Below are 12930 nucleotides of genomic sequence, written 5' to 3' on the forward strand. Positions count from 1 at the left end.
GCGCGGCTGGGGAAACATCGTCCCATCCCGCGGCGGCGGTGCCGGCCGGCCTTGCGAATCGGCGCCTACCATGCCCCACGCCCCGGTTAGTCGGATGTGAATCGCACGAGTCACCACCGTGACCGGTGGCGTTTAGAGCGGGAACAGGCAGGCCGGCCCATACTGTGCGCGATGGCGCCATGCCGCGCGCCGCCGCCGTTCCTGCAGGAGAGTCCATGCGCAAGCCCGTGCTGTTGATCGCCGCCATCGTGTTGCTGGTGGGCGGGCTGTGGGGCATCCGCGGACTGCAGCATCCGCCGCACCAGCAATTCGCGCCCTCGCTCGACGCGGCCGCACAGGCGCCGTACACCGCGCCCGGCAAGGCAGCCGCGGCATCGGATGCCGCGGCGCCGGAGCTGCCCGCATTCCTGCCGCCCGAAGCCCGCGCCACGGTGGCATTGATCCAGCGCGGCGGCCCGTTCCCGCATCGCCAGGACGGCAGCGTGTTCGGCAACCGCGAGAACCGGCTGCCGGCGCAACCGCGCGGCTACTACCGCGAGTACACCGTCGATACGCCAGGCCTGTCTCATCGCGGCACGCGCCGCATCGTCACCGGCGGCACGCCGCCGCAAGTCTGGTATTACAGCGACGACCACTACGCCAGTTTCCGCAGCTTCCAGGTCGGTGGCGCGGGGCCGGCGCGATGAGCGGCTTCCCGTTCGCGCTGAACCTGGCCGAGCCGGCCGCCTCCGGCGTCTACCGCGTCGCCAACCGCGACCTGGACAGCGTCGCCGCCCTGGCCCGCGACGCCGGCCTGCGGCTGTGCCGGATCGACCTGCACGGCTGCACCGGCAAGGCCATGCTGCTGATGCGGCTGGCCGCGCAGCTCGACTTCCCGCCCGGCTTCGGCCGCAACTGGGACGCGCTGACCGACGGCCTGCGCGACCTGTCCTGGCTACCCTCCCCGCGCGGCTACGCGCTGCTGCTGGAGGACGCCGGGCAGTTGCAGGCGGTGGCGCAGCCGGCCTTCGACGTGCTGCTGGACATCCTCGACGACGTCGCCCGCGAGTGGGCGCAGGACGGCGTCAGCTTCGTCGCGTTCGTGGGCGGCAGCCGGGATCCGGGACCGGGGACCCGGGACCCGGAAGAGCAGGATCCCGCCTAGCGCCGTTGCCAGCGCGTCCTGCGGGAACCAATGCCACTTGCTTGATTTGCCATTGCTTTGCCGGGTCCCGGGTCCCGGGTCCCCGGTCCCGGGCCCCGGTTTCTCACCCGTCCAGCTCGCTCCACCGCGCATACGCCGCATCGAGGTCCGCCTGCGCCTGGCTCAAGGCCTGGGTGTGCGCGGTCACCGCCGCCGCGTCGCGCTGATAGAACGCCGGGTCGGCCATCGCCTCGGTCAGCGCCGCGACCTGCTGTTCCAGCGCTTCGATCCGCGCCGGCAACTGCTCCAGTTCGCGCGCGTCCTTGTAGCTGAGCTTGCGCTTGGCCGGCGCGGGCGCCGGCGCCGCTGCAGCGGCCGCCACCGGCGTGGTCGCCGCCGCGGTGGCCGAGGCCTTGGCCACCGCCATCGCGCTGGCCGGCGTCGCCGGGCGCTGGCGTACCCAGTCGCTGTAGCCGCCGACGTATTCGCCGATGCGGCCGTCGCCTTCCATGACCATGGTCGAGGTGACCACGTTGTCGATGAAGTCGCGGTCGTGGCTGACCAGCAACAGCGTGCCGCTGTAGTCGCCGAGCAGTTCTTCCAGCAGCTCCAGGGTTTCCACGTCCAGGTCGTTGGTCGGTTCGTCCATCACCAGCAGGTTGGACGGCTGCGCGAACAGCCGCGCCAGCAGCAGGCGGTTGCGCTCGCCGCCGGACAGGCGGGTGATCGGCGCGCGCGCACGCTCCGGGGTGAACAGGAAGTCCTGCAGGTAGGCGTGCACGTGCTTGCGCTTGCCGTTGACCTCGATGAAGTCGCGGCCCTCGGCCACGTTCTCGATCGCGCTCCAGTCCTCGCGCAGGGTGGCGCGGTACTGGTCGAAATACGCCACCTGCAGATTGGTGCCGGCGCGCACTTCGCCCTGGTCCGGGGTCAGTTCGCCCAGCAGCAGCTTCAGCAGCGTGGTCTTGCCGCTGCCGTTGGGGCCGATCAGGCCGATACGGTCGCCGCGCAGGATGGTGGTGGAGAAGTCGCGCACCATGCTGCGCGCGCCGAAGGCGAAGCTCAGGTCCTTGGCCTCGATCACCTTCTTGCCGGAGGACTCGCCCTGCGCGGCCTCCATGCGCACGTTGCCGCCGAGTTCGCGGCGCTGGGTGCGCTCGCGGCGCATCGCTTCCAGCCGCCGCACACGCCCCTCGTCGCGGGTGCGCCGGGCCTTGATGCCCTGGCGGATCCACACTTCTTCCTGTGCCAACAGCTTGTCGAAGCGCGCGTTCTCCTGCGCCTGCGCATTGAGCCGCTCCTCGCGGCGGCGCTCGTAGTTGGCCCAGTCGCCCGGCCAGCTGCTGACCTGGCCGCGGTCGATCTCGACGATGCGCGTGGCCAGGGCACGCAGGAAACGCCGGTCGTGGGTCACGAACACCACGCTGCCGTTCCAGCCCTTGAGGAAGCCTTCCAGCCAGTCGATGGCCTCGATGTCGAGGTGGTTGGTGGGCTCGTCCAGCAACAACAGGTCCGGCGCCGAGACCAGCGCGCGCGCCAGCAATACGCGGCGCTTCATGCCGCCGGACAGCCGCGCGAATTCGGCGTCGCCGTCCAGTTCCAGCCGCGTCAGGGTCTCGTTGACCCGCTGGTCCAGGGCCCAGCCATTGGCGCCATCGATCTTGGACTGCACCGCGCCCAGCGCATCGCCGTCGAATTCGGCGGCATGGCTGAGCCGATGGAACTCGGCCAGCCAATGGCCGAGTTCGCCCAGGCCGTCGGCGACCACGTCGAACACGCTGCCGGCGGCGCCATGCGGCACCTCCTGTTCCAGCCGGGCGATGCGCACGCCCTGCTGCACGCGGACCTCGCCGTCGTCGGGCTTGAGCTCGCCGGCGATCAGTTTCATCAGGGTGGATTTGCCGGCGCCGTTGCGGCCGATCAGGGCGATGCGTTCGCCCGGCTCGATCGACAGGTCGGTCTTTTCCAGCAGCAAGGGGCCGCCGACGCTGTAGTCGAGGTTCTGCAGAGTGATAAGAGGCATGCCGTATTGTACGGGACCCGGGACCCGGGACCCGGAAAGCAAAAAGCGGCGCGTCGTGCGAGTCGAAATGCCCTTTTGCTGTTGACGTTCCGGGTCCCGGGTCCCGAGTCCCGGCCCCACCAGCTAAAATGCCGCATGAACGATTTCGCCACCCTCTCCCTTTCCCCGGCGCTCGGGCCCGGCATCGACGCGCTCGGCTACACCCGCATGACCCCGGTGCAGGCGCAGAGCCTGCCGCCGATCCTGGCCGGCCAGGACGTCATCGTGCAGGCGCCCACCGGCAGCGGCAAGACCGCGGCGTTCGGCCTGGGCCTGCTGCACAAGCTGGATCCGGCGCTGAGCCGCGCGCAGGCGCTGGTGCTGTGCCCGACCCGCGAACTGGCCGACCAGGTCGGCAAGCAGTTGCGCAAGCTGGCCACCGGCATTCCCAACATGAAACTGGTGGTGCTGACCGGCGGCATGCCGCTGGCGCCGCAACTGGCCTCGCTGGAGGCGCACGACCCGCAGGTGGTGGTCGGCACGCCCGGCCGGATCCAGGAGCTGGCGCGCAAGCGCGCGCTGCACCTGGGCGGGGTGCGCACGCTGGTGCTGGACGAGGCCGACCGCATGCTCGACATGGGCTTCGAGGAGCCGATCCGCGAGATCGCCAGCCGCTGCGACAAGCACCGGCAGAGCCTGCTGTTCTCGGCCACCTTCCCCGAGGAAATCCGCGCCTTGGCGCGGGACCTGCTGAAGGAACCGGCGGAAATCACCGTCGAAGGCGCCGACAGCGCGCCGGAGATCGACCAGCAGTTCTTCGAGGTCGACCCCACCTACCGGCAGAAGGCGGTGGCCGGCCTGCTGCTGCGCTTCACTCCCGAATCCAGCGTGGTGTTCTGCAACACCCGCAAGGAGGTCGACGAGGTCGCCGGCTCGCTACAGCAGTTCGGCTTCTCCGCGCTGGCGCTGCATGGCGACATGGAACAGCGCGACCGCGACGAGGTGTTGGTGCGCTTCGTCAACCGCAGCTGCAACGTGCTGGTCGCCAGCGACGTGGCCGCGCGCGGGCTGGACGTGGAAGACCTGGCGGCGGTGATCAACTACGAACTGCCGACCGACACCGAGACCTACCGCCACCGCATCGGCCGCACCGCGCGCGCCGGCAAGCACGGCCTGGCCCTGAGCCTGGTGGCGCCGCGCGAGACCGCGCGCGCGCAGGCGCTGGAAACCGAGCAGGGCCAACCGCTGCGCTGGTCGCGCGCACCGCTGGCCACCGCACGGCCGGCGCAGCTGCCGCAAGCGGCGATGGTCACCCTGCGCATCGACGGCGGCAAGACCGACAAGCTACGTCCCGGCGACATCCTCGGCGCGCTGACCGGCGATGCCGGGCTGTCCGGCGCGGCGATCGGCAAGATCGCCATCTACCCCACCCGCTCCTACGTCGCCATCGCCCGCGCCCATGCCGGCAAGGCGCTGGCGCAGCTGCAGGCCGGCAAGATCAAGGGCCGCCGGTTCCGGGTCGCCAAGCTGTGAGCGCGGCGCAGCAGGTCCTGGCGTCGCTGCGCCCGGACGAGGACGGCAGCCTGTGGAGCGAGGCGGTGCCGGTGGCGTGGATGCACCATACCTGCTGTTTCATCCTGGAGGACTGCGCCGCCGGCGACATCCCGGCCGACGCCGCGTCCGCCATTGCGACGTTCCTGCAACTCGACGCCGCGGTCTTCGCCGCCGCCGCGCCGCACGTGTTCGCCTACTACACGCACACGCAGGCGCTGTGCGCCAAGTACGGATGGCCGTGCCCGGACATCGCCGGTCCCGACGAAATATGGGCGCACGTGCAGTTCGGCAGCGAAGCCTACGTCAGCCGCTACCGCGACGGCCGCCTGCGCATCAGCCTGGAATGCAACTGCGGCTGGGAAGCCGAACACGGACTGCAGCTGGTGTTCGCCGACGACGGCCGGATCTGCAAGGTCGGTCCGTTCGATGGCCACCTAAGCCATGCCGCCGCGCATGCGGACCCCAGCCTGGAAACGGTGATCTACCCGACCTGACACGGTGCCTGCGGTTGCAGCGTCAGGCGTCGCCCGCGCCATGCGCGATCGCCACGATGCATGTGCGCCGCGGCCGCGCCCAATGCGTCGATCCCCGGCCGCGCCACCTGCGCTGCCATGAGCAGTGGCCGTGCTCAGTACGTCAGCGTCGCCAGCAGCGGCAAGGTCTCGCTCCAGCGATCGCGTCCACGCAGCGCCTGCAGTTCCACCAGTACCGCGGCGCCGACCACTTCCAGTTCCAGTTGCTGCGCCAACGCCAGGGCCGCGCGCAAGGTGCCGCCGGTGGCGAGCACGTCATCGACCAGCAGCACGCGCGAACCGACCGGCAGCGCATCGGCGTGCATTTCGATGCGGTCGCTGCCGTACTCCAGCGCGTACTCCTGGGTCACCGTCCTGCCCGGCAGCTTGCCTGGCTTGCGCACCGGCACGAAGCCCGTACGCAGTTCGTGCGCCAGCGCCGCGCCCAGGATGAAGCCGCGCGACTCGATGCCCAGCACCGCCTGCAGCGGCGTGGTGCGCCACGGACGCGCCATCTCATCCAGCGCCGAGGCGAAATCCGGGCCGTCGGCCAGCAGCGGCGTGATGTCCTTGAACACGATGCCCGGCTTCGGGAAATCGGCGATATCGCGGATGCGGCCGGACCAGTGGGCCGGTGCGTCGCTGGGCGCGCCGCAGCAGGAGGAATCGTTCATCGCACAGTCGTATGGCGTGGGGGAACGCAAAGTCTAGTCGCAAGGCAGCACCGCGTCGCGGAGCCGCCTCGTCGGTCTACGATTTACGTCGCCGCTGCGCTCGCGTCCTGCCGCGCGGACCCGCGAAACAAGCCGCGCACCAGCACGAAGAACAACGGCACCAGCAACACTGCCAGCACGGTGCCGGTGACCATACCGCCGATCACGCACACGCCGATCTCGCGGCGGCTGGAGGCGCCGGCGCCGGTGGACAGCGCCAGCGGCAGCACACCGGCGACGAACGCCAGCGAGGTCATCACGATCGGTCGCAGGCGCAGCCGCGCGCCTTCCAGTGTCGCCTCCAGCAACGGTCGCCCGGCACGCTGCCGCGCCTCGGCGAATTCGACGATCAGGATCGCGTTCTTCGCCGACAGGCCGATCGTGGTCAGCAGGCCGACCTGGAAGTAGATGTCGTTGACGAAGCCGGCCAGGGTGGTCGCCAGCACGGTGCCGACCACACCCAGCGGAATCACCAGCAGCACCGCCACCGGGATCGACCAGCTTTCGTACAGCGCCGCCAGGCACAGGAAAATGAACAGGATCGAGGCGGTGTACAGCCACAGCGTCTGGTTGCTGGACAACTGCTCCTGGTAGGACAGCCCACTCCATTGCAGATCGAAGCCCTCCTGCTTGGCCACCAGCGCCTGCATCCGCTGCATCGCCTCGCCGGAACTGCTGCCGGCCGCGGCGCCGCCCTGGATCTGCGCCGCCGGCAGACCGTTGAAGCGCTGCTGCAACTGCGGGCCGCGGGTCCAGTGGGTGCTGGCGAAACTGGCGAACGGCGCCATCTGCCCGCCGCTGCCGCGCACGTACCACTGCGCGATGTCCTCCGGCAGCGCGCGGTACGGCGCATCGCCCTGCACGTACACGCGCTTGACCCGGCCGCGGTCGATGAAGTCGTTGACGTAGCTGCCGCCCCAGGCGGTGGCCAGGGTCGCGTTGATGTCGCTCTGCGCCAGGCCCAGCGCGCTGGCCTGGGCGTGGTCGATGTCCACCTGCAGTTGCGCCTTGTCGCCCAGGCCGTTGAGCCGCACCGCGGTCAGCTGCGGATCGTCGCCGGCCTCCTTGAGCACCTGCTGCTGCGCCTTCAGCAGCGCCGCGCGGCCGGCGCCGTCGCTGTCGCGGATCCACAGTTCGAAGCCGCTGGACTGGCCCAGGCCGCGCACCGCCGGCGGCGACAGCACGCTGATCTTGGCGTCGCCGACACCGCGGAAATGCGCGTTGGCGCGGTCGATGATGGCCTGCGCGGTGTTGTCGCGGTTGCGCTCGCCCCACGGCGTGAGCGCCACGAAGGCCTGGCCGGCGTTCTGCCCGGTGCCGGCGTTGTTGCGGCCGACCACCATGAAGATCGCGGTGAGATTGGCCTTCTCGTGGGTCATGAAGTAATCGCTGATGCGCTTGCCCAGCGCCTGGGTCTTGGCCAGCGGCGTGCCTTCCGGGGTGGTGAACTGGATCTGCACCTGGCCCTGGTCCTCCACCGGCAGGAAGCCGGTCGGCATGCGCATGTACAGCACCACCATCGTCAGCGCTACCAGCGCATACAGCGCCATCCAGCGCCGCGGCCGCTGCAGCACCGTGCCGAGGCGGCGCTGGTAGGCCTGCTGGCCACGCTCGACGCTGCGGTTGAACCACTGGAAGAAGCGGCCGAGCTTGCGCTCCTGTTCCACCGGCTTGAGCAGGGTCGCGCACAGCGCCGGGGTCAGGGTCAGCGCGACCAGCGCCGACAGCGCCATCGCCGAGGCGATGGTGATGGAGAACTGCCGGTAGATGATGCCGGTGGAGCCGCCGAAGAACGCCATCGGCAGGAACACCGCGCCCAGCACCACGGTGATGCCGATCAGCGCGCCGGTGATCTCGCCCATCGAGCGCTCGGTGGCCTCGCGCGGCGGCAGATGCTCCTCGTGCATGATCCGCTCGACGTTCTCCACCACCACGATGGCGTCGTCGACCAGCAGGCCGATCGCCAGCACCATCGCGAACAGGGTCAGCGTGTTGATGGTGAAGCCGGCAGCGGCGAGGATGCCGAAAGTGCCCAGCAGCACCACCGGCACGGTGATCGCCGGGATCAGCGTGGCGCGCGCGTTCTGCAGGAACAGGAACATCACCACCACCACCAGCACGATGGCCTCGGCCAGGGTGTGCACCACGTTCTCGATCGAGATGCGCACGAACGGCGTGCTGTCGCGCGGATAGGCCACGTCCAGGCCCGGCGGGAAGGTCGGCTTGAGCCGTTCGATGGTGGCGTGGATCGCATCGGAGGTGGCGATCGCATTGGCGCCGGCGGACAGCGTCACCGAGAAGCCGGACGCCGGGTGGCCGTTGAGCGTGGCGTTGTTCTGGTAGTTCTCCGCGCCGATCTCCACCCGCGCCACATCGCCCAGACGCACGCTGGAACCGTCCGCGCGCGTGGCCAGGATGATCTGCCGGAACTGCTCGGGCGTCTGCAGCCGCGACTGCGCGGTGACCGTGGCGTTGAGTTCCTGCTCGGCGCCGGTGGGCAGCGCGCCGAGTTCGCCGGCGGTGACCTGGGTGTTCTGCGCCAGGATCGCGCTGCGCACGTCGCCGGGCATCAGTTGGTAGGCGTTGAGCTTGTGCGGGTCCAGCCATACCCGCATCGCGTACTGCGCGCCGAACACGTTGATCTCTCCGACGCCGTTGATGCGGCTGATCGGGTCCTGCAGGGTGCTGACCAAGTAGTCGGAGATGTCGACGTTGTCCATGCGGTCGGTGCGGTCGTAGATCGCCACCGCCATCAGGCTGTCGCCCTGCGACTTGGCCACGGTCACGCCCTGCTTCTGCACTTCCTGCGGCAGCCGGTTGAGCGCCTGGTTGACCGCGTTCTGCACCTGCACCTGGGCGATGTCCGGGTTGGCCGCCTGGTCGAAGGTGATGCTGATCCGCGCCTGCCCCGACGAGGAACTGGTCGAGGAGAAGTACAGCAGGTGGTCGATGCCCTTGATCTGCTGTTCGATCACCTGGGTGACGCTGTCCTCCACGGTCTGCGCCGAGGCGCCGTTGTAGGTGGCGGTGACGTTGACCGAGGGCGGCGCGATGTCCGGGTACTGCTCGATCGGCAGGGTGAACACGGCGATGGCGCCGGCGGCCATGATGCAGATCGCCAGGACCCAGGCGAAGATCGGGCGGTGGATGAAGAAACGCGGCAGCATGCCGGCTCAGCCCTGGCTGGCGGCAGGCGCGGCCGTGGCGGCGGCGGTCTTCACCGTCACCTTGGCGCCGTCGCTGAGGCCCTGCCGGCCCGCCACCACCACCCGCTCGCCGGGCTTGAGGCCATCGCCGACCAGCCAGCGGTCGCCGACCGCACGCAGCGTGGTGAACTCGCGCTGGCGCACCACGTCGTCGGCGCCCACCACCCAGGCCACCGCCTCGCCGCGCGGGGTTCGGTCCACCGCCGCCTGCGGCACCAGCAAGGCCTGCTGGCGCACACCCTGCCCGACTAGCGCGCGCACGTACATGCCCGGCAGCAGTTGCGCATCGGGATTGGGGAAGCGCGCGCGCAGGGTCACCGCACCGGTGGTCTCCTCCACATTGAGGTCGGCGAACTCCAGCGTTCCCGGCAGCGGATACGCGGTACCGTCGGACAGGGTCAGCCGCACCTGCGTGCTGGCCGGCTGCACGCCACCGGCGGCGATCGCCCGGCGCAGCGCCAGGAACTGATTGCCGGACTGGGTGATGTCCACGTTCATCGGATCCAGTTGCTGGATCTTGGCGATGGCATCGGTCTGATTGGCGGTGACCAGCGCGCCGGGGGTCACCCGCGCGCGGCCGATGCGCCCGCCGATCGGCGCCAGCACCGTGGCGAAGCGCAGCTGCGTACGCGCGGTGTCCAGCGCCGCGCGTTGCGCGTCGCGGCTGGCCAGCGCCTGCTTGTAGGCGGCCTGCGCATCGTCCACGTCCTGCTGCGCGGCCAGCCGGGTCTTGCCCAGGGTGCGGTAACGCTCGGCGCGCAGCGTGGCGGCGGCGAGCGTGGCCTCGGCGGTGGCCAGGTTGGCCTGCGCCTGGTTGGCCGCGGCCTGGTACAGCGTCGGCTCGATCTGGAACAGCGGCTGCCCGGCCCGCACCGTGGCGCCCTCCTCGAACAGCCGCTGGCGCAGGATGCCGCTGACCTGCGGCCGCACCTCCGATTCTTCCGAGGCCACGGTACGCCCGGCCAATTCCACGCTCAGCGGCACGCTCTGCGGCTGCAGGGTCACCACCTCCACCGTCTTCGCTGCCGGCGCCGGGGCCTTGCCTCCCCCCTTGCAGCCGGCGAACGCGAGCACGACGACGGACAGCAGCAACGGCAGCGCGCGGCGGCGCTGGACTAAAGGCGCGGGCATGCGCTTGATCCTGGGGGCGGCGGGGAGGATCATTTAATTTACTCAAAGACAAAAAAACAATCATGAAGGGAAGCACAACCCTTCGCCGCCAGGATGCGCAAACTGCGACGGCGACGGCCGAGCCGGCGACAACTGTCGTGCCCGCGCGCCCGCGTGGACGGCCGGCACTGGCGCGGCCACGCCTGCTGGCGGCGGCACGCACCCTGCTGCTGGAACACGGGCTGGACGTGTCGCTGGAACAGATCGCCAGCCAGGCCGGGCTCACCCGGCAGAGCCTGTACAATCATTTTTCCAGCAAGGCCGAGCTGCTGATGCAGGTGTTCGAGGCCCTGGGCGAGGAGCTGCAGACCCGGCTGGAGAACATCGGCAGCGCCACCGCGCAGGACCTGCCCGCAACCCTGCGGCAGATCGCGCTGACCGTGCCGGCGCACCTGTACGCGCCCGACGCCTTGCGCCTGCATCGCCTGCTGGTGCAGGCCAGCGCGCAGATGCCGGACCTGCTGCAGTCGCTGCACCAGCGCCGCGCCGGCCGCCTGCGCGAGCGCCTGAGCGCCTTGCTGCAGACCCTGCACGCGCGCGGCGATGTGCAGGTCGCACGCCCCACCCTCGCCGCCACCGCGTTCATCGGCGCCACCTTCGGCTATGCCTATCCCGGCGCGATGCTCAACGGACAGGCGCCGGACGCGGCCGCGCAGCACGCGCTGGCGGAGGAAGTGGTGGCGACCTTCCTGGCCGCCTGGCGCTATCGCGGCGCAACCGCGCCCTGAGCGCACGCGCCGGCCCCGCTCAGGAACTGCACGACAGCATCGAACAACCAGCCCGGCTGCGCGCCCAGTCCGGACGCTTCGCCGCGAAGGCCTCGCGCCCGGACTGCTCGTCGTAGGGACGCCGCATCACCTCCAGCAGCTCGTCGATGCCGCCGGTGTCGCCCTGCTCGGCGCGGTCGATCGCCTGCTGCGCCAGGTAGTTGCGCAGCACGTAGCGCGGGTTGGCCGCGCGCATCCGCTCCGCACGCACGGCGGCGGGCAGCGGATCCTGCTGCAGGCGCTGCGCATAGCGGGCCAGCCAGGCCTCGAACGCCGGCGCCTGCGCCGCCAGCTTGGCAGGGTCGTAGAACGCGTCGGCCAGTGCCGCCAGGGCCTGCGCCGGCGTCCACGGCTGCAGCGGCAATGCGCTCAAGCCGCGGAACCACAGGGTCATGTCGACCTCGCCCTGCTGCAGCAGATCCAGCACGTCGCGCATCAGCGCCACATCGTCATCACCGCACTGTTGCAGGCCGAGTTTGGCCGCGATGTTGTCGCGCTCGGCCTGCGCATACTCGGCGCGGAACCGTTCAAGGCCGTCGTGCAGCGGCGCCACGTCGTCGAACGCCGGCGCCAGCGCATGCGCCAGCCGACCCAGGTTCCAGTACGCGACCTGCGGCTGCGTGCCGAACCGGTAGCGGCGCCCCTGCGCATCGGTGGTGTTGGGCGTCCAGTCCGGGTCGTAGTCGTCGACCCAGCCATACGGGCCGTAGTCGATGGTCAGGCCCAGGATCGACATGTTGTCGGTATTCATCACCCCGTGCACGAAGCCGACCCGCATCCAGTGCGCCACCATGCGTGCGGTGCGCGCACAGATCTCGGCGAACCAGGCCGCATCGCGTGCGACACCGGTGCCGGACAGCGCCGGGAAATCGCGTGCGATCACCAGATCGGCCAGGCGCCGCAGCAAGGCGGTGTCGCCGCGCGCGGCCGGCAGTTCGAAACTGCCGAAGCGCACGAACGAGGGCGCCACCCGGCACACCACCGCGCCCGGTTCGGCGCGCGGGTGGCCGTCGTAGAACATGTCGCGCACCACCGTCTCGCCGGTGCCGACCAGGCTCAGCGCACGTGTGGTCGGCACGCCCAGGTGATGCATGGCCTCGCTGCACAGGAACTCGCGGATCGACGAACGCAGTACCGCTCGCCCATCGGCACCGCGCGAATACGGCGTGGGCCCGGCGCCCTTGAGCTGCAGCTCCCAGCGCCGCCCGTCCATACCCAGCGCCTCGCCCAGCGAGATCGCGCGGCCGTCGCCGAGTTGCCCGGCCCAATGCCCGAACTGATGCCCCCCATAGTTCGCCGCATAGGGCTGCATGCCCGGATAGCGCGCATTGCCGGCGAACACTGCGGCGAACTCCGGCGCCCGCACCTCCTGCTCGGACAGCCCGAGCAAGGCGGCCACCTCCGGCGAATACGCCAGCAGCCGCGGCGCCGCGACCGGCGTCGGCTCGACCGGCGACCACAGCGCGCCCAGCACCTCGCGGCGCCGCGGACCGGTTTCCGGGTCGCCAGGCAGCTCGGCGACGAAGCGATTGTCGAAACGCAAGGAAGGCATGGGCAAGAGCGTAGAAGTCGCAGGCTTCATTGGAAAGTCCGCGAGGTGAGCATCCAGTGCACGCCAGGTATCGCGAGAGCCCGAAAAGCCCCTCTCCCCCCGGGAGAGGGGTTGGGGTGAGGGTCCGGCGCGAAGCGTCTCGCAGTGTCAGGACGCACGAGGCTGCGCCCGCACCCTCATCCGCCCCTTCGGGGCACCTTCTCCCAGCGGGAGAAGGAAAGGCTGCAAGCCCATCTCCCGTCGGGAGAGGGGTTGGGGTGAGGGTCCGCCCGCACGGCATATCCAACCTCCAGTCATCCCACATCCCGCTAGGCGCTCGCCGGCACGGCGT

10 protein-coding genes are annotated in these 12930 nt (G+C 70.3%); 5 read left to right on the top strand and 5 right to left on the bottom strand.

Going from position 1 to position 12930, the window contains the following annotated elements:
* Positions 1-215: 215 nt before the first annotated feature.
* Together CEK66_RS12515 and CEK66_RS12520 are read left to right on the top strand one after the other, a co-directional pair.
* A complete protein-coding gene (locus CEK66_RS12515; RefSeq protein ID WP_152237133.1) occupies positions 216-686 on the top strand; it encodes a ribonuclease in 471 nt (156 codons plus the stop codon).
* Positions 683-1144: a barstar family protein gene (locus CEK66_RS12520; protein ID WP_017914074.1), complete on the top strand. Its 462-nt coding sequence runs from the start codon at positions 683-685 to the stop codon at positions 1142-1144. The genes CEK66_RS12515 and CEK66_RS12520 overlap by 4 nt, the downstream gene beginning before the upstream one ends.
* Before the next feature lie 103 nt (positions 1145-1247).
* Here CEK66_RS12520 and CEK66_RS12525 read toward each other — a convergent pair whose 3' ends face one another.
* Positions 1248-3146 carry an ATP-binding cassette domain-containing protein gene (locus tag CEK66_RS12525; RefSeq protein ID WP_152181709.1) on the bottom strand — a complete coding sequence of 633 codons (1899 nt, stop codon included), beginning with the start codon at positions 3144-3146 and terminating at the stop codon, positions 1248-1250.
* Between the two features lie 135 nt (positions 3147-3281).
* Between CEK66_RS12525 and dbpA the strand changes: the two genes are divergently transcribed.
* Together dbpA and CEK66_RS12535 are read left to right on the top strand one after the other, a co-directional pair.
* On the top strand, positions 3282-4658 hold the full coding sequence (gene dbpA / locus CEK66_RS12530; RefSeq protein ID WP_152237134.1) for an ATP-dependent RNA helicase DbpA: 1377 nt from the start codon (positions 3282-3284) through the stop codon (positions 4656-4658).
* On the top strand, positions 4655-5173 hold the full coding sequence (locus CEK66_RS12535) for a hypothetical protein (protein WP_152237135.1): 519 nt from the start codon (positions 4655-4657) through the stop codon (positions 5171-5173). Before dbpA ends, CEK66_RS12535 begins: the two co-directional genes overlap by 4 nt.
* Before the next feature lie 134 nt (positions 5174-5307).
* Here CEK66_RS12535 and CEK66_RS12540 read toward each other — a convergent pair whose 3' ends face one another.
* From CEK66_RS12540 to CEK66_RS12550, 3 genes are all read right to left on the bottom strand, one after another.
* A complete protein-coding gene (locus CEK66_RS12540; RefSeq protein ID WP_152237136.1) occupies positions 5308-5865 on the bottom strand; it encodes an adenine phosphoribosyltransferase in 558 nt (185 codons plus the stop codon).
* An 83-nt stretch (positions 5866-5948) separates the two neighbouring features.
* Positions 5949-9071, bottom strand: a complete 3123-nt coding sequence (locus CEK66_RS12545) for an efflux RND transporter permease subunit (RefSeq protein ID WP_152237137.1) — start codon at positions 9069-9071, stop codon at positions 5949-5951.
* Between the two features lie 6 nt (positions 9072-9077).
* Positions 9078-10241 (bottom strand): efflux RND transporter periplasmic adaptor subunit, encoded by a 1164-nt coding sequence (locus tag CEK66_RS12550; RefSeq protein WP_152237138.1) that lies wholly within the window; start codon positions 10239-10241, stop codon positions 9078-9080.
* Positions 10242-10378: 137 nt separating this feature from the next.
* Here CEK66_RS12550 and CEK66_RS12555 point away from each other — a divergent pair, with 137 nt between their 5' ends.
* On the top strand, positions 10379-11008 hold the full coding sequence (locus CEK66_RS12555) for a TetR/AcrR family transcriptional regulator (protein ID WP_226978593.1): 630 nt from the start codon (positions 10379-10381) through the stop codon (positions 11006-11008).
* Between the two features lie 19 nt (positions 11009-11027).
* On the opposite strand, the gene CEK66_RS12560 is transcribed toward CEK66_RS12555, so the two are convergent.
* The gene (locus CEK66_RS12560) at positions 11028-12599 is read right to left on the bottom strand and encodes a YdiU family protein (protein WP_152237139.1); all 1572 of its coding nucleotides are present in this window, start codon (positions 12597-12599) and stop codon (positions 11028-11030) included.
* Positions 12600-12930 lie beyond the last annotated feature (331 nt).

The sequence above is a fragment of the Xanthomonas sp. LMG 12460 genome (genome assembly GCF_009192895.1).
In the GTDB taxonomy this organism is placed as follows: domain Bacteria; phylum Pseudomonadota; class Gammaproteobacteria; order Xanthomonadales; family Xanthomonadaceae; genus Xanthomonas_A; species Xanthomonas_A sontii.